Source organism: Massilia arenae, from assembly GCF_008014745.1.
Classification (GTDB): Bacteria; Pseudomonadota; Gammaproteobacteria; order Burkholderiales; family Burkholderiaceae_D; genus Telluria; species Telluria arenae.
Genome location: NZ_VPFD01000003.1, coordinates 1 through 16423, shown reverse-complemented (window position 1 = coordinate 16423; position 16423 = coordinate 1). Strand labels below are relative to the sequence as shown.

Annotated in this window: 13 protein-coding genes and 1 tRNA gene; 10 read left to right on the top strand and 4 right to left on the bottom strand. The window is 65.0% G+C overall.

Annotated features, from left to right (window positions below):
• Position 1 precedes the first annotated feature (1 nt).
• The 3 genes from FVD38_RS02760 to FVD38_RS02750 form a co-directional block, all read right to left on the bottom strand.
• The gene (locus tag FVD38_RS02760; RefSeq protein WP_147933434.1) at positions 2-2881 is read right to left on the bottom strand and encodes a hybrid sensor histidine kinase/response regulator; all 2880 of its coding nucleotides are present in this window, start codon (positions 2879-2881) and stop codon (positions 2-4) included.
• A gap of 221 nt (positions 2882-3102) precedes the next feature.
• A complete protein-coding gene (locus FVD38_RS02755) occupies positions 3103-3297 on the bottom strand; it encodes a YbdD/YjiX family protein (RefSeq protein ID WP_123070577.1) in 195 nt (64 codons plus the stop codon).
• The gene (locus FVD38_RS02750) at positions 3297-5363 is read right to left on the bottom strand and encodes a carbon starvation CstA family protein (protein WP_147933433.1); all 2067 of its coding nucleotides are present in this window, start codon (positions 5361-5363) and stop codon (positions 3297-3299) included. Before FVD38_RS02750 ends, FVD38_RS02755 begins: the two co-directional genes overlap by 1 nt.
• Positions 5364-5564: 201 nt before the next feature.
• Here FVD38_RS02750 and FVD38_RS02745 point away from each other — a divergent pair, with 201 nt between their 5' ends.
• From FVD38_RS02745 to FVD38_RS02705, 9 genes are all read left to right on the top strand, one after another.
• The gene (locus FVD38_RS02745) at positions 5565-6938 is read left to right on the top strand and encodes a cache domain-containing protein (protein WP_123070580.1); all 1374 of its coding nucleotides are present in this window, start codon (positions 5565-5567) and stop codon (positions 6936-6938) included.
• Positions 6928-7572 carry a response regulator transcription factor gene (locus tag FVD38_RS02740; protein ID WP_123070575.1) on the top strand — a complete coding sequence of 215 codons (645 nt, stop codon included), beginning with the start codon at positions 6928-6930 and terminating at the stop codon, positions 7570-7572. The genes FVD38_RS02745 and FVD38_RS02740 overlap by 11 nt, the downstream gene beginning before the upstream one ends.
• A gap of 92 nt (positions 7573-7664) precedes the next feature.
• Positions 7665-8840 (top strand): HDOD domain-containing protein, encoded by a 1176-nt coding sequence (locus tag FVD38_RS02735; protein ID WP_147933432.1) that lies wholly within the window; start codon positions 7665-7667, stop codon positions 8838-8840.
• Positions 8833-10887, top strand: a complete 2055-nt coding sequence (locus FVD38_RS02730; protein ID WP_147933431.1) for a putative bifunctional diguanylate cyclase/phosphodiesterase — start codon at positions 8833-8835, stop codon at positions 10885-10887. Before FVD38_RS02735 ends, FVD38_RS02730 begins: the two co-directional genes overlap by 8 nt.
• A 159-nt stretch (positions 10888-11046) precedes the next feature.
• Positions 11047-11136 (top strand) — tRNA-Ser (locus tag FVD38_RS02725).
• A 177-nt stretch (positions 11137-11313) separates the two neighbouring features.
• Entirely contained in the window at positions 11314-12636 is a 1323-nt protein-coding gene (locus tag FVD38_RS02720) for a tyrosine-type recombinase/integrase (protein ID WP_308616325.1), read from the top strand.
• A gap of 13 nt (positions 12637-12649) precedes the next feature.
• Positions 12650-12973, top strand: a complete 324-nt coding sequence (locus tag FVD38_RS26615; protein ID WP_222706879.1) for a hypothetical protein — start codon at positions 12650-12652, stop codon at positions 12971-12973.
• Positions 12974-13310: 337 nt separating this feature from the next.
• Entirely contained in the window at positions 13311-13913 is a 603-nt protein-coding gene (locus FVD38_RS02710) for a type IV toxin-antitoxin system AbiEi family antitoxin domain-containing protein (RefSeq protein WP_147933430.1), read from the top strand.
• Positions 13910-14767, top strand: a complete 858-nt coding sequence (locus FVD38_RS02705; protein ID WP_147933429.1) for a nucleotidyl transferase AbiEii/AbiGii toxin family protein — start codon at positions 13910-13912, stop codon at positions 14765-14767. Before FVD38_RS02710 ends, FVD38_RS02705 begins: the two co-directional genes overlap by 4 nt.
• Here the strand turns inward: FVD38_RS02705 and FVD38_RS02700 are convergent.
• A complete protein-coding gene (locus tag FVD38_RS02700; RefSeq protein ID WP_147933428.1) occupies positions 14764-15018 on the bottom strand; it encodes a helix-turn-helix transcriptional regulator in 255 nt (84 codons plus the stop codon). The two genes, FVD38_RS02705 and FVD38_RS02700, sit on opposite strands and share 4 nt — an antisense overlap.
• Positions 15019-15474: 456 nt before the next feature.
• On the opposite strand from FVD38_RS02700, the gene FVD38_RS02695 reads away from it, so the two are divergent.
• Positions 15475-16026 (top strand): hypothetical protein, encoded by a 552-nt coding sequence (locus FVD38_RS02695; RefSeq protein ID WP_147933427.1) that lies wholly within the window; start codon positions 15475-15477, stop codon positions 16024-16026.
• The last annotated feature ends 397 nt before the right edge of the window (positions 16027-16423 follow it).

The following is a 16423-nucleotide window of genomic DNA, read 5'->3' as shown; positions in this document are numbered from 1 at the left end:
GTCAGGATTCCTTTTCAAGCATGGCGTGGAGCGACTGGCGCACCGACTGGAATTCGCGCTCCATGTCGGCCAGCAGCGGCGCGGCGCCGTCGACGCTGCCGCCGCGGCCGAGCTGTTCGAGATCGCGGCACGTCGCGGCCAGGCGGCCCGCGCCGATGTTGGCGCTGGCCGACTTGAGGCCGTGGGCGATGCGGCGCAGGCTCTCGGCATCGTCCGTGCTCACTGCCTGGCGCAGCGCCTGCAGGTGGCGCGGGGTGTCGCCGACGTAGGCATTGATCACTTTCTGCACCAGGGCGTCGCCGGCGTCGCGGCTCAGCGCGCGGATATTGTCGAGGGCGGCGCGGTCGATCGGGTCGCCCTGCGGCGGCGCTGGCGGTGGGGGAGGCGGTGGGGGGGCAGGCGGCGCAGGCGGCGAAAAGGCGACCGCCAGCTCCGGTTCGTCGTCATGGTGGCGCTCGGCCAGTACCGGCAGCGCGACCCAGCGCCCGATCACCGCTGCCAGCTGCTGCTGGGTGAAAGGCTTGGACAGGTAATCGTCCATGCCGGCCGCGAGACAGGCTTCGCGGTCGCCCTGCAGCGCGTTGGCGGTGATCGCGATCACGGGCAGGGTACGCGCGCGGCCCATCTCGCGCTCGTGGCGCCGGATCTCTCCAGTGGCCGCGAAGCCGTCCATCACCGGCATCTGGCAGTCCATCAGCACCGCATCCCAGCCGCCTTCGTGCACCGCATGCAGCGCTTCCTGGCCGTTGGTGGCGCAATGGGTTTCCAGGCCCAGGCCTTCCAGCATGGCCCTGGCCACTTCGACGTTGACCGGATTGTCCTCGGCCAGCAGCACGCGCCGCGCGCGCCGCGCCGGCTGCTGGAGCGGCGTCGGCGCCGACCGGGGAGCGTCGTACGGCGCCGCAGCGGCAATGGCGGCGCCGGCCGGATGATGCAAGCGCGCCGCGCGCGCCGTCAGGCAGGCATACAGGTCGGCCGCGCGCGCCGGCTTGACCAGCTGGTAGGCCACGCCGGCCTCGCGCCGCTGGACCGGATCGGCGGCCAGCTTCTCGGGGCTGAGCAAGACAATGTGGGTCGAACGGGCTAACGGCTCGGCGCGCACCGAGGCCGCCAGCGCCAGGCCGCTGGTCTGGGTCAGTTCCATGTCGAGCACCGCTGCGTCATAGGGGCGGCCGGCGCGCGCCGCGCTCACAAGGTGCTCGAAGGCGGCCGCCGCGCTGCCCACGCCCTCGCAGTCCGCGCGCCAGGCTTCCAGCTGCTGTACCAGTTCCTTGCGGCTGGCCTCCTGTTCGTCCACCACCAGCACCCGCAGGCCGTCCAGCGTGTGCTGGCGGTGGCCCGGTGCATCGGGGTCGACGCGGCGCTTGTCGAAGCTGAGCGTGAACCAGAAGATCGAGCCTTGCCTGGGGGCGTTCTCGACGCCGATCGTGCCCTTCATGAGTTCGACCAGCTGCTTCGAGATGGCCAGCCCCAGGCCGGTGCCGCCGTACTTGCGGGTGGTGGAATCGTCGGCCTGCGAGAAGGCGTTGAAGATGCGCGCGCGCGCGTCGCGCGAGATGCCGATGCCGGTGTCGTGCACTTCGAAGCGCAGCGCCACCCGCTGCGCGTCCTCGCCGGCCACCCGCACCCGCGCCATGATGCGGCCCTCGGTGGTGAACTTGATCGCATTGCCGATCAGGTTGGCCATGATCTGGCGCAGCCGGTTCGGGTCGCCGCAGATCGCCACCGGGATGTCGTTGGCGATGTCGAAGTCGCAGCCCAAACCCTTGGCCGCCGCCTGCGGGGTGTAGACGTTGTGGATGTCGTCCAGCAGGTCCCACAGGTTGAAATTGATGTATTCGATGGTCAGCTTGCCGGCCTCGATCTTCGAGAAGTCGAGGATGTCGTTGATGATCACCAAGAGGTGCTCGCCCGAGCGCTTGACCAGCTGGGTGTAGCTGCGCTGGGCCTCGGTCAGCTCGGTGGCGAGCAGCATCTCGGTCATGCCCAGCACCCCGTTCATCGGGGTGCGGATCTCGTGGCTCATGGTGGCCAGGAAGCCGCTCTTGGCGCGGCTGGCCGCTTCGGCCGCGTTCTTGGCCTTTTCCAGCTGCTCGGTGCGCACGCCGACCTGGCGTTCCAGTTCGTCGCGGTGGTGCAGCAGGGCGGCCCCGCGGTCCTCGATCTGGGCCAGCATGGTGTTGAAGCTGTCGATCAGCACGCCCAGTTCATCGCTGCGCTTGTGTTGCACGCGCAGGGCGTAGTTCTGGCTGGCCGAGACCTTCTGCGCGGCCTGGATCAGCCTGGCGATCGGCTCGGCGATACTGCGCTTGAGCGGCCGCGCCAGCCCCAGCGAGACCAGCAGCGCGGCCCCCATCGCCAGCCCGATCACGACCATGCTGGCCAGGATCTCGAGCCACATCGGCAGCAGGTCGGCCTCGATCATGACCGCGCCGACCGCCAGTTCGCCATGGCGCACCTCCTGCACCACGCGCATGTGGCGCGACAGCAGGAAGCGGCCGGCGCGGTTGGCGTCGTTCAGGGTGTCGAGCGCGAGATCGTCGAGCGAGGGCAGTTCGGCGCCCAGGCGCGACGGCGCGCGGTACTCGGCCAGTGAGCGGCCGAAGCGGTCGTACAGTACCGCCGCCGAGATGTGCTGCTGCGCTTCCAGCGCCGCCAGCGTGGCGCCGGCCTGGCGCCGGTCGACCAGCATCAGGTCGCCCGACGTGGCCGCGCCGATCACGCGCGCGAAGGCCGCCAGTTGCAGGTTTTCGGCCTGGCGGTGGTTGATGATGGAAGTGACGGCGAAGGCGCAGAACACGAACAGCAGTGCGGTCGCCGTCGAGAGCAGCGAGAGGATGTTCAGCTTCCGGTTCAGGCTCGAGCGCTCGAAATTCTGCATCGTGGTTCCCGCAAACGGCACAGCGCAGCGGATCCGGCAACGGTGCAGATCCTCCTAGCGGGCAAGAACCCGCAGGAAAAAAATATACGCACTAGGGGAGGTGACAGCTTTGCGAATCCGCAAATGTGGCAAAGGGAACAATTCCATGTCGCAATAAGCATCGACGGGCGCAAAAAAAGGGCGCACGCGGCGCCCCTTGTCGGATCAGTCTATGCCGCCTGTCAGCAGCACGACGCCCGGCTTCCCCCATACCGCGCCTCCTGGCGCTCGCGGAAGAATTCCTCGTACGTCATCGCCGGTTTATCCGGATGGGTACGTTCCATATGCGCCAGGTAGGTGTCGTACTCGGGCAGGCCGACCATCAGCCGCAGGCTCTGCCCGAGGTAGTTGCCGGCCTGTTTCAGGGTGCCGAACATCACTGCACCTGTGGGGCAGGCATGGCGACGTACGGCGACTCCTTCGCGGTCGGCCCATTCGCGCGGCGCGCATCCATCACCGTGCGGATGCCGTAGTAGAGCACCGCCAGCACGACGAACATGAAGAAGCCGGCCAGGCTGGCGTTGACGTAGTCGTTGAAGATGATGCGCTCCATGTCGAGGATCGACTTGGCCGGGGCCAGGATCTCGCCCGCGTCGTGCGCCGCCTGGTACTTGTTGGCGTGCGCCACGAAGCCGATGCGCGGATCGTCGTGGAAGATCTTCTGCCAGCCGGCGGTCAGGGTGCAGGCCAGCAGCCACAGGGTCGGCATGATGGTGACCCAGGCGTACTTGGCGCGTTTCATCTTGAACAGCACGCAGGTGCCCAGCATCAGCGCGATCCCGGCCAGCATCTGGTTGGCGATACCGAACAGCGGCCACAGGGTATTGATGCCGCCCAGCGGATCGACCACGCCCTGGTACAGGAAATAACCCCAGGCCGCGACGCACAGGCCGGTGGCCAGCAGGTTGGCCGGCAGCGAGTCGGTGCGCTTGAGCGCTGGGTTGAAGGCGCCCAGCAGATCCTGCAGCATGAAGCGGCCGGCGCGGGTGCCGGCATCGACCGCGGTCAGGATGAACAAAGCCTCGAACAGGATCGCGAAGTGGTACCAGAAGGCCATCATGGCCGGGCCGCCCACCAGGTTCGACAGGATCTCGGCCATGCCGACCGCCAGCGTCGGTGCGCCGCCGGCGCGCGAGATGATGGTGTGCTCGCCGACGTTGCGCGCCATCTGCTCCAGCGCTTCCGGCGTGATCACGAAGCCCATCTGCGAGACTGCCTGCGCCGCCGACTGCGCGGTGGTGCCCAGCAGCGCGGCCGGGCTGTTCATGGCGAAGTAGATGCCCGGGTCGATGGTCGAGGCGGCGATCAGCGCCATGATGGCGACGAAGCTTTCCATCAGCATGCCGCCGTAGCCGATGAAACGCGCCTGGGTTTCATTCTCGAGCATCTTGGGCGTGGTGCCGGACGAGATCAGCGCGTGGAAGCCCGACACGGCGCCGCAGGCGATCGTGATGAACAGGAAGGGGAAGATATTGCCGGACCATACAGGGCCGCTGCCGTCGATGAACTTGGTCATGGCCGGCATCTTGAGGTCTGGTGCGACCACGATGATGCCGATCGCCAGGCCCAGGATGGTGCCGATCTTGAGGAAGGTGGAGAGATAGTCGCGCGGCGCCAGCAGCAGCCACACGGGAATCACCGCCGCCACGAAGCCGTAGCCGATCAGCATCCAGGTCAGTTCGGTGCCGGTGAAGGTGAACATCGGGCCCCAGGTCGGCGAATCGTGCACCCACTGGCCGCCGATGATGGCGAGCATGAGCAGGACGAAGCCGATCAGCGAGATCTCGCCGATGCGGCCGACCCGCACGTAGCGCGAATAAATCCCCATGAACAGCGCAATCGGGACGGTCGCCATCACGGTGAAGGTGCCCCACGGCGAACCGGTGAGCGCCTTCACGACGATCAGCGCCAGCACGGCGAGAATGATCACCATGATCATGAAGGTGCCGAGCAGCGCGATCAGGCCGGGGATCTCGCCCATCTCGGATTTGATCAGGTCACCGAGCGAGCGGCCGTCGCGGCGGGTCGACATGAACAGCACCATGAAATCCTGCACCGCGCCGGCGAACACGACGCCGGCCAGGATCCACATCATGCCGGGCAGGTAGCCCATCTGCGCCGCCAGCACGGGGCCGACCAGCGGGCCGGCGCCGGCGATCGCGGCGAAGTGATGGCCGAACAGGACGTTCTTATTCGTCGGGACGTAGTCGAGGCCATCGTTGAACTTGTAGGCCGGGGTCTGGCGCGTGGGGTCGAGCCCCATCACCTTGGTGGCGATGAACAGCGAGTAGAAGCGGTAGGCGATCAGGTAGACGCAGCCGGCGGCGGCGACGATCCAGATGGCGTTGATGGTTTCACCGCGCTTGAGCGCGATGTAGCCGAGCGAGAACGCGCCCAGGATGGACAAGGCGATCCATCCGAGCATGCTCGAGAGACGTTTCATGGGTGACTCCTCCGAAGTGGATTGATGCTTTTTGCGCCAGTACGTGCCGACGCCATTATTTACAGCATGCCGTTGAGTATCTTGCACTATTGTCAGTACCGCAAGCGCATGATTACGCAGGCCCTACGTAATGCTACGTAGATCTGCCCCTGCCATCGGACGTAGAATGCATGGCTTCGAATCAAACCATGCGGAAGGCATATGCGGCTGAGGCAAAAAGTGATCGTGCTGGCCGTCGTGCCACTGGTGGTGGCGCTGTGCGCGATCGCACTCTACGTGCGTCAGCAGGGCGTGACCCTGGCGGCCGAGCAGCGCGCCACCATCCAGCGCGCCTACCTGGCGAGCAAGGAGGCCGAGCTGCGCCACTACGTCGAGCTGGCGACGCGCTCGATCGCGCACCTCACCCGCACCGGCGACAGCGACCCGGCCACCCAGCAGGAAGCGATCCGCATCCTGTCGAGCCTGAGCTACGGCGAGGACGGCTACTTCTTCGTCTACGACACCCGCGGCAAGAACCTGATGCACCCGCGCCAGCCGGAGCTGGTCGGCACCGATATGTGGGAGTGGCGCGACTCGACCGGCGCGCCGACCATCCAGCGCCTGATCGCACTGGCGGGTGGGGGCGGCGGCTTTTTGCGTTACACCTGGGCCAAGCCCTCGAGCAACAGGCCGGCGCCCAAGCTGGGTTACGTGGTGCCGATCGCGCACTGGAACTGGGTGATGGGCACCGGCATCTACCTCGACGACGTCGAATCGGCGCTGGCGCTGGTCGATGCCCAGCAGTCGCGCAATATCGAAGAGACGCTGCTGTGGATGGCGGTACTGGCCACGGTGGCGGCGGTGGGCGTGGCCGGCGGCGGCCTGGCACTGAACATCAGCGAGGGCCGGGTGGCCGACGCCAAGCTCAAAGCGCTGGCCCAGCGCGTGGTGGAATCGCAGGAAGAAGAACGCGCGCGCCTGTCGCGCGACCTGCACGACGGGATCAGCCAGGCGCTGGTCTCGGTCAAGCTGCAGCTGGAGGCCGGCATCATCCGCATCGATGGCGACGAAGCGCGGCGCGAGCAGGGCCGCGCGGGGCTGGAGCGCACCGTCGAGCAGGTGAAAACGCTGCTGGGCGAGGTGCGCCGCATCTCGCACGACCTGCGCCCGACCCTGCTGGACGATATGGGCCTGGCGCCGGCGCTGGATCACCTGGCGAGCGAATTCGGCGAGCACGCGGGCGCGCCGGTGCGCTTCCGCGCGGCCGGAGCGGTGGACGCGCTGCCCGAGATCGTGGGCACGGTGCTGTTCCGCATCGCGCAGGAAGCGCTGACCAACGTCGAGCGCCACGCCCAGGCGCGCCATATCGAGATGGTGCTCGAGCGGGTGGGCGACATCGTCAGCCTGTGCATCGCCGACGACGGCGTGGGCTTCGACATGGACGGCGTGGCCGTGCATCCCAAGCGCGGCATCGGGCTAAGGAATATGATGGAGCGCATGGAGGCGATCGGCGGACGGTTCTCGATCGCGTCGTCGTCCACGGGCACCCGGGTGGTGGCCAGCATCGATTTGAAGGAGCAAGGCAGTGAGTGGTGAAGCAAGCGATAAAGCAAATGAGGTAAAAATCCTGTTGGTCGACGACCACCCGCTGGTGCGCGACGGCCTGCGTGCGCGGCTCGAGTCGGCGCCGCACCTGACCGTGGTGGCCGAAGCCGGCTCGGGCGAGGAAGCCCTGGCGCGGGCCGGTGAATTCCATCCCGACCTGGTGCTGATGGACGTGAACATGCGCGGCGGGAGCGGCATCGAGGCCACGCACCAGCTCACCGCGCGCTATCCCGGCATCGCGGTGCTGATGTTGTCGATGCACGACAAGCCCGAATACGTCAGCCAGGCCATGGCGGCCGGCGCGCGCGGCTATGTGCTCAAGGACGCGCCGGGCAAGGACATCGTGCTGGCCATCGAGACCGTGATGGGCGGCGGCATCTACTACAGCGCCGCGCTGGCGCGCCAGCTTGCCAATCCGGCCACCCCGAGCGACCAGCTGACGGCGCGCGAGCACGAAGTGCTCAAGCATATCGCGGCCGGCCAGTCGAACAAGCAGATCGCGCGCGACCTCGATCTATCGGTGCGCACGGTCGAGACCCACCGCTTGAATATCAAGCGCAAACTCGGCATCGAAGGGCAGGCGGAACTGATCCGTTTTGCGGTCCAGCGCGCCGGCAGTAACTGAGAGTGAACTCCCAATATCCACCGGGAAACATTGCTGTTGCTTTAAAGTATTCGGTGCAATAAGATTGACTGAATATTATTGAGAAACATTACATGGCCGAGCAGGGACATATTCCGCTGGTAGCAATCGACCCGGTCGCCAATGCGCAGAACGAATGGGTGGCGCTCAGCCTGCGGCTGGCGCCCGGCGCCGACCTGGCGCAACGCCTGCAAGCTGTGTTCGCGGGCGCAGAACTGCTCACGGCGATCGCGCCGCTCGACTGCCTGCTGCACCTGGATGGCCCCGAGGCCCTGACGGTGCCGGTGCTGGCGCTGTTGCCGGCCAACCGCGTCGGCCTGGTCATCAAGGCCGAGGCGTTGGCGTCCGGCAGCGCCGCGCGCCAGCTGGCCGAGCTGCACGCCTACGGCTATCGCGTCTGGCTCGACGGCGACATCCCCGAGGGCGCGAAGGCGCCGCCGGCGCTGCGCTCGGCGGCGCGCGACTGCCGCGCCCATCGCGACACTGCGCTGCCGCCCGGCCGCCTGGTCGCGCTGTTCGGACCGCACCTGGCGCACGGCGTCGACGGCGCGCGCCGCTTTTCAGAATGCGAGAACGCGGGCTTCGACTGGTTCAGCGGCGACTATCCCATCGATCCTGACGCGGCGCCATCGAAGGACGACGACGGCAGCTCGCGCCGCCGCATCCTGACCCTGCTGGGCCTGTTGGCGCGCGACGCCGAATCGCGCGAGCTGGAAGACCAGATCAGGCAGGATCCGGCGCTGGCCTACCACCTGCTCAAGCTGGTGAACTCGGCGGCCTTCGCGGTGAATACCCAGATCACCAGTTTCTCCCATGCGATCACGGTGCTCGGCCGGCGCCAGCTGCAGCGCTGGCTGCAGTTGCTGCTGTACGCGCGCCAGCAGCCGGACGGCTTGCCGAACCTGCTGCTGCTGCTGGCGGCACGCCGCGCAGCGCAGCTGGAAGCCTTGAGCCGCGAAGCGGGCGGCGATCGCGACGCGCAAGACCTGGCCTTCATGACCGGCGTGTTCTCGCTGCTCGACCGCCTGCTGCACATGCCGATGGCGGCGATCGCGGCCGACCTGTATCTGCCGGACGACGTCGCCGGCGCCCTGGTCGACCGGCGCGGCCGGCTCGGCGCCTGGCTGCGGCTGACCGAGACCCATCCGGATGAGTCGCTGCTGGAGGAGGCGGGCGTGAGCCCGGCCGCCTGGTGGCACAGCCAGCTGCACGCCTGGCACTGGGCGATCCAGGTGGGCCGGAATGTCTGACCTGCGCGAACTGGATTCCTTCGACTTCGTCGGCGGCACGACCGCCGTCTGCGACGCCATCCTCCGCCTGCGCGGCGACGCCCTGACCCTGGAGCTGGGCCGCCTGGCGGCGCAGCTTACGGGCAGCCTGGAGGGGCGCTTCGTGCCGGGCGCCGGCCTGATCGAGCCGAATGAAGCAGGCGCGCGCATCCTGCGTCACGCGGTGGCGGCCGGTATCGAGCAGTTCGGCTGGTACGAAGTGAGCGGCGGCGACGGCTACTGTCCCGAGACCGAGCGCAAGCTGGCGGCGCTGGCCCAGCTGACGGCCAGCCTGCTGCAGATGCACGCGCTGGCGCAGCGCTCCACCCACGCCTATGCGCAGATGGAGGCGCAGCTGGCGCACCAGTCGCAGATCCTCGACCAGATCCACGAATCGGTGCTGACGATGGACCAGATGGGTTACATCACCAGCTGGAACCGCGGCGCCGAGCAGCTGTTCGGCTATACCGCGCTGGAAGCGGTAGGGCGCAACATCCTGTTCCTGTACGCCGACGAAGACGGTGGCGACGACATGCAGCCCGACCTGTTCGCGGAGCAGGGCGGGCGCATGATGGAAGTGCGGCGCCGGAAAAAATCGGGCGAGGTGTTCTGGGCCAGCCTGTCGCTGTCTCCGCTGCGCGACCTGGCCGAGCGGCCGACCGGCTTGATCGCCTATCTCACCGACATCACCGAACGCAAGCAGGCCGAGGAACAGCTGCACCACCTGGCCTATTACGACGAGCTGACCGGCCTGCCGAACCGCACGCTGTTCGCGCGCCTGGTCGACCAGGCGCTGGCGGTCTCGCAGCGCAACGAGACGGCCGGCAGCGTGCTGTTCGTGGACCTGAACCGCTTCAAGCGCATCAACGACACGCTCGGCCGCCGCATCGGCGACGAGCTGCTGCGCCAGGTCGCGCAGCGCTTCAAGGATGCCCTGCGCGACGAGGACGTGGTGGCGCGCCTGTCGGGCGACGAATTCGCCGTGGGCCTGTCGGACATCCGCCAGCACTTTGAGGCCACCACGGTGGCGCAAAAGCTGCAGGCTTCACTCGACGCGCCATTCTTCATCGCCGGCCACGACCTGCGCGTGGGCGCCAGCATCGGCATCAGCGTGTATCCGCAAGACGGCAACGATGCCGAGACCCTGCTCGGCCTGGCCGACATCGCGATGGAGCGCGCCAAGCGGGCCGATGCCAATCCGGACCGCAGCGTCGCCTTCTACAGCCAGGACATGAACAAGGGCATGCAGGAGCGCATGCGCATCGAATCGGGCCTGCGCCATGCGCTGGGCAACGGTGAGCTGATCCTGTATTACCAGCCCAAGTTCGAGATCGCCAGCGGACGCATCGTCGGCGCCGAGGCCCTGGTGCGCTGGGTGCATCCGCAGCGCGGCATCGTGCCGCCGTCGGAATTCATTCCGCTGGCCGAGACCACGGGCCTGATCGTGCAGGTGGGCGAGTGGGTGCTGGAGCAGGCCTGCGCGCAGGCGGCGATCTGGCAGAGATCCGGGATTTCGCCGTTCCGGCTGGCGGTGAACGTGTCGGCGCGGGAGTTTACGCCGTCGCTGCCTTCGCGGGTGGCCGATACCTTGCGACGCTATCAGCTCGATCCGTCGTGGCTGGAGCTGGAGATCACTGAGAGCACGCTGATGCACGACTTCGAGCGCGTGACGGCGATCATGGACCGGATCACGGCGCTGGGGGTGTCGTTGTCGCTGGATGATTTCGGGACGGGGTATTCGAGCTTGTCGTACCTGAAGCGCTTCCCGATCCAGACCCTCAAGATCGATCGGTCGTTCACCACCGGGATTCCGAGGGATGCGAGCGATTGCGCGATTGCGGGGACCATTGTCAGCATGGCGCGGCAGCTTTGTCTACGCGTGATTGCGGAAGGGGTGGAGACGCTGGATCAGCTGGAGTTCCTGCGCGAGGCGGGGTGCGACGAGGTGCAGGGGTATCTGTATGCGGCGCCGTTACCGGCGTATGAGTTCGAGCGGTGTTTGCGGGATAACTGGTTGTTGATTGGGTGAGCTGCGCGCCTGTGCAGGCCGGCTTCGTCCGCTTTAACCACTAACGTCCGCACGTCGTTCCCGCGAAAGCGTGAGCCCAAGGTGGTTTGCGTCACCGCGACGTGTGAACAACCTAACCTGACCAGCCTAGATGATTTATGTATAATGCCGGTTCCCTAGGGAAGCGTGGCCGAGTGGTTGAAGGCAGCAGTCTTGAAAACTGCCGACGGGGGAACCCGTTCGTGAGTTCGAATCTCACCGCTTCCGCCAAGCATACTGAACAAGAGCCCCACAAGTTGGGGCTTTTTTTCGTCTCCTCATAGGAGAAATGTCAAAATCAGGGTCCATCGACGTCCACTAGAATTTACCTGCATCCCGCTCTTGAGAGTGGGTAGGGCGGTGGGTAGGTTTGAGAGTGAAGAATGTGGTCGAAAGGTGGGTACACCAATGAGCTACACGATCAACAAGCTCTCCGCGATCAAGGTGCGCGCGGTGATGCGGCCAGGCCTGTACGGCGATGGCGGCGGCTTATGGCTGCAGGTGTCGCGGAGCGGTTCGAAGAGCTGGATCTTCCGTTATGACCTGGCCGGCCGGCGCCGCGAGATGGGGCTTGGGACCTGCATCACCGTCGACCTGGCGCTGGCGCGCGACAAGGCGCGCGCATGCCGCCTGGTTCTGCTGGATAAGCGCGACCCGCTGGAAGAGCGCGACAAGGCCCGCGCCGAACACGTGCAGCGCCAGGCCAAGCGCGTGAGCTTCGGCGAATGCGCCGCATCGTACATCGACGCGCATCGCGGCAGCTGGAAGAGCGCCAAGCATGCGGCGCAGTGGAAGACCACGCTGGCCATGTATGCCAGCCCTGTCATCGGGTCGCTGCCGGTGGCCGACGTCGATACGGACCTGCTGGTGAAGGTGCTCGCGCCCATCTGGAAGACCAAGACCGAAACGGCCACGCGCCTGCGCGGACGCATCGAGAGCGTCCTGGACTGGGCGGCCACGCGCAAATTACGTCATGACGTGAATCCCGCGCGCTGGCGCGGGCACCTGGAGAACCTGCTCGCCAACCCGAACAAGATCGCGCCGGTGAAGAACCATCCCGCGCTGCCGTGGCGTGAAGTGGGCGGCTTCATGACGCAGCTGCGCCAGCGCGAAGGCGTCTCGGCGCGCGCGATCGAGTTCGCGATCCTGACGGCGTGCCGTTCGGGCGAAGTGCGCGGGGCGACCTGGGATGAATTCGACCTCGACGCGAAGCTGTGGGCCATCCCCGCCGAGCGCATGAAGGCAGGCAAGGAGCACCGCGTGCCGCTGTCGACGAGCGCGATCGCCCTCCTGCGCGCTCGAGAGCCGTGGGCGCTTTGCTTTTCCGGGGCGGGACACGAAGACCACGCTGTCCGACATGAGCCTGACGGCCGTCCTGCGGCGAATGGGGCGCACCGACATCACCGTTCACGGCTTTCGTTCGACCTTCCGCGACTGGTGTGCGGAGTGGGAGAACAACGCCTTCCCACGCGAGGTGTGCGAGCACGCGCTGGCGCACAAGCTGCCCGACAAGGTGGAGGCGGCATACCGGCGCGGGGATCTGTTCGACAAGCGTGTGGTCCTGATGCAGGCGTGGGCCGACTACTGCGCAGTCGATGCGGCGCCCAGGCGTTGATGCCCCGTTCGCGCTCCATGCCGGTGGGTGGGGAGGTGAATCGTGAGCGCGCGACCACGATCAAACGCTTCGCCATGGCGGTCCGTTACGCTCTAACGGACTATCTTTTCCTTTGAATCGGGGCGGGCCATGAGCACAGCGAAGACGACGGCGGAACGGCAGGCGGCGTATCGGGCGCGCCAGGCATGCGGCGAGAACGACGGGCAGAAGCGGGTCAGCCTGTGGCTCAGCCTGTGGCTCAGCACCGGTTGCGCCCTGGCCCTGGCCAGACTGGCCAGGCGCCACGGCAGCACGCAACACGAATTCCTTGAACGGCTCGTGCTGGCGGAGGACGACAAGGTCCTGGCGACGATGGCGCTCGACTCGCCGGAGTGGAGCGCGTATTTCCAGTCACAGCCCATGCGGGCCAGGGCAGGGGCTGCGCCCCACGCCGGCGCCGCGCCCGAGGCTTGACGTGATGCGGCGGCGGGATGGCGCTGGCGGCCGCTGTCATGCAATGCCATGGCGTGATCCGCAGCGCGTGGGCGGCGGCCCATTACGTCATGACGTAATGCGGAGCCTGGTTCTGTGGTCGGGCAGCCGCGTTCCGGACCGGTGCTGACGTTTTGTCAACCTGTGGGCGGTGAGCCGGAGAATGCCGCCGAAAGGCCGGTCTGCTTTGCCTCCGTCTGAAATCCACCGGCTTCGGCGCCGTCAGCCTGTACGCGGCCCACGCACGCCAGCTTTCGATGTGTTGAACAATATGTCGGCAAATATGGATAAGTGCCGACATTTTGTGTAGACTGGCTGCATGACGCAAACTGAACGCATTCTTGAGCTTGCCCGATCCAAAGGCATACTGCGAACACGCGATGTGGACAGTGCCGGTGCATCGCGCGCGCTGCTCGCTTCGCTGACCGCCGAAGGCCGGCTGCTCAAGCTCGGCCGCGGCCTGCACACCTTGCCCGACCGGTCTGCCTCCGAATACGATAGTTTTGCCGAGGTGGCGACAAGGAGCCCAGGCGGGGTGCTATGCCTGCTTTCCGCGCTGCGCTTTCACGACCTGACCACGCAGCAGTCATCCGACGTCTGGCTGGCCATCCCGCACAAGGCCAGGGCGCCGCGTTTCGATTATCCACCGCTACGGGTGGTCCGCATGTCGGGACTGGCGATGACGGAGGGCATCGAGATTGCCGACCTGGCTGGCGCCCAGGTGCGCGTGTTCAGCGTGGCGAAGACGGTGGCCGACTGCTTCAAGTTCCGCAACAAGATCGGCCTCGACGTCGCGCTCGAAGCCCTGCACGAAGCCTGGAACGGCAAGCGCGCGACGATGGACGAGCTGTGGCGCTACGCCGAGATATGCAGGGTGGCCAACGTCATGCGTCCGTACCTGGAAGCGGTGGGAGCGGCATGAAGGCGGCCAATCGCGGCGCATCGGTGCGTGCACGGCTGCTGAACCGCGCAAGGGCCGACCGTATCGATTTCAACCTGATCCTGACGCGGTATTCGCTCGAGCGGCTGCTGTACCGCGTGAGCGTGTCGCCTTGGGCCGACCAGTTCTTGCTGAAGGGCGCGCTTCTTTTCGACCTGTGGTTCGACCAGCCGCACCGGCCAACGCGGGACATCGACTTGCTCGGCTTCGGGTCTTCCGAGATTGACGACCTGATCGAGGTCTTCCAGCAGGTCTGTGGCCAGCCGGCCGACGATGGCATGGTCTTCGACCAGGGCAGCGTGCAGGCGGCGCGGATTCGCAAGGAAGCCAACTACGAAGGCGTGCGCGTGACGCTGGTCGGCACACTGGACGGTGCGCGCTGCTCGGTGCAGATCGATGTCGGATACGGCGATGCCGTGACGCCCGCCGCAGAACGCGTGCAGTTCCCGGCGCTGCTGGAGGATGTCGCGCCGCCATCGCTGCGTGCGTATCCCGTCTATACCGTGATCGCCGAGAAGTACGAAGCGATCGTCAGCCTGGGTATGGCCAATACGCGTCTGAAGGATTATTTCGACCTGTGGTTTCTGGCGACCTATGCACAGGTCGATGAGGCTGTCCTTCGACAAGCGATCGGGGCCACGTTTGCTCGCCGGCGGACCGAGGTGCCGAAAGCGGCGCCACTAGGACTGTCTGACGCGTTTACGGCGAGTCCGATCAAACAGCAGCAGTGGCAAGCCTTCCTTTCGAAAAGCAAGCTCACAGCGCCGGGCCTGGCGGAAGTGGCAGCGGTGCTGCGGCGTCTCTTGGGATTGCCCGACAGTGGGGCGGCCGGCTAGGGCTTACTGTCTCGGCGGCTGGTACGGATGCACTGCACGGCCCACTGCTCGACTTCGCTCTTGATCCATGCGGCCGATCGGCCCTGGAGCTTTACCGGTCTTGGGAAAGCGCCCCGCTTGATTGCATCGTAGACGCTGCTGCGCGACTTCCCGCAGATCGCCATCACCTCCTTTAACCTGATGAACCGAATGTCGGCACGGCTGCCTGGCGCGCGACGTTCGATAACGGTGTCAATCGCTTGCTGATTCATGTATGCCTCCAGTGTTAATGTGAGCCGTTGCGATGTGGCCGCGTCGGCAAGATTGATTTTCTACCGCCGTGCGCCACAGATGTGTAAGCACGTGGCGGGGTTATGTGGTGCAGATACTGAATGGCAGTTTGCCTTTTGGTGACTGCTGAGGTGTTGCGCAAATACCGATCGCGGCTGCGCTCGCATGGAATCAAACGCGATGAAGACAACATTTTTGGTTTTGGGTCTTTAGGCAGGATAGACTGTCGTCTTAAATGCTTAATCTCTCCGAGATTAAAAATTGGTTCTCGTCCCTTACGGCATGCGCGCGCGTGCAGCTTCGGGCATGTCTTGACTTGCTGCTGGCTGTCTGAAAAACTCGCGCGTAAACTTGCCTTCAGCCAGGCCGCTTTTGGCCACAAGCGGACCTTCAGGCAGCACTTGAGTATTCAAAACGCAATCACGGCGAAAAATTAAATGTCATCAACTAATCTACATTATGAAACCGAGGAGCTTTTCCGCGGTATAGGCGAAGTAGTGGTTCAATTCCAGCAAGTCGAGCACTGGGTGGCGGATGTCTTAGCTTCGCTCCTTCAGTTGAAACACGAAGCCGACACGCATCGGGTTACGGCTGCAATGAGCTATGGCCAGAAGGTGGACTTGATGTGCGACCTATATCCGGAGCGATGTAATGAGCGTTGGCCCATTGTCAACATAAAGGTAACGCGAAATGCTTTAAAGGCTGCGGAGGAATTCCGAAATGCGGTTGTTCATTCATTCTGGTATGTTGGCGGGACTGAAACCGAATGGATGAGGACAAAAGCAAATCTTCGCAGCAAGAGCCAACTCAAGGTTTCGACCGGAAGTGCGAACATCGGTGCGCTTAAGGAAGGCGCAGATTGCCTACGCGTGGTTAAAGATTGGTATCTAGGTGAGTCCGAGAAAGTAGTTGTTGCAACTGGTAGGCTAAAAATATTGACGCAGGAACTCGGAAATGCCCAAGATAAAAAACATCACCCTGGCCTATAAGTCCAGAGGACGCATGTTAACCGTTTTATAGTCACATTAAACTCGCCAATCGATGTGTTCGCATTTCCGCTATAGGTCGGTTCTAGCCAGTGGTTACAGTCTGTGATTATTTGCGCATGACAAGATGCTATACTAGCCCGACGGTTCGGTTCTCCCTCATCGGACTCTCGATGCAACGAGTCGATTGCCCGTTAGAGACTGCCACTGACCCTTTAAAGTGGGCGCTGCCGCATGCTCCATACGGCCCCAGCTAAGTAGTACAGTTTTGGCTCCGATAATAAGCCGGAGAGCACATATATTGCGCTAGTTAGGTGTCGAGTCCCGTTTGATCATAAACGCGTTTAACGAATAACTCAGGTCGCTTCTGTTGCCATTCCTTGAGCGCGAGGACGGGCGT

What these genes read in the sequence shown, in the direction of transcription:
- FVD38_RS02760 (WP_147933434.1), bottom strand. Translation starts at nt 2,881, where the DNA reads ATGCAGAATTTCGAGCGCTCGAGCCTGAACCGGAAGCTGAACATCCTC.
- FVD38_RS02755 (WP_123070577.1), bottom strand. Translation starts at nt 3,297, where the DNA reads ATGTTCGGCACCCTGAAACAGGCCGGCAACTACCTCGGGCAGAGCCTG.
- FVD38_RS02750 (WP_147933433.1), bottom strand. Translation starts at nt 5,363, where the DNA reads ATGAAACGTCTCTCGAGCATGCTCGGATGGATCGCCTTGTCCATCCTG.
- FVD38_RS02745 (WP_123070580.1), top strand. Translation starts at nt 5,565, where the DNA reads ATGCGGCTGAGGCAAAAAGTGATCGTGCTGGCCGTCGTGCCACTGGTG.
- FVD38_RS02735 (WP_147933432.1), top strand. Translation starts at nt 7,665, where the DNA reads ATGGCCGAGCAGGGACATATTCCGCTGGTAGCAATCGACCCGGTCGCC.
- FVD38_RS02730 (WP_147933431.1), top strand. Translation starts at nt 8,833, where the DNA reads ATGTCTGACCTGCGCGAACTGGATTCCTTCGACTTCGTCGGCGGCACG.
- FVD38_RS02720 (WP_308616325.1), top strand. Translation starts at nt 11,314, where the DNA reads ATGAGCTACACGATCAACAAGCTCTCCGCGATCAAGGTGCGCGCGGTG.
- FVD38_RS26615 (WP_222706879.1), top strand. Translation starts at nt 12,650, where the DNA reads ATGAGCACAGCGAAGACGACGGCGGAACGGCAGGCGGCGTATCGGGCG.
- FVD38_RS02710 (WP_147933430.1), top strand. Translation starts at nt 13,311, where the DNA reads ATGACGCAAACTGAACGCATTCTTGAGCTTGCCCGATCCAAAGGCATA.
- FVD38_RS02705 (WP_147933429.1), top strand. Translation starts at nt 13,910, where the DNA reads ATGAAGGCGGCCAATCGCGGCGCATCGGTGCGTGCACGGCTGCTGAAC.
- FVD38_RS02700 (WP_147933428.1), bottom strand. Translation starts at nt 15,018, where the DNA reads ATGAATCAGCAAGCGATTGACACCGTTATCGAACGTCGCGCGCCAGGC.
- FVD38_RS02695 (WP_147933427.1), top strand. Translation starts at nt 15,475, where the DNA reads ATGTCATCAACTAATCTACATTATGAAACCGAGGAGCTTTTCCGCGGT.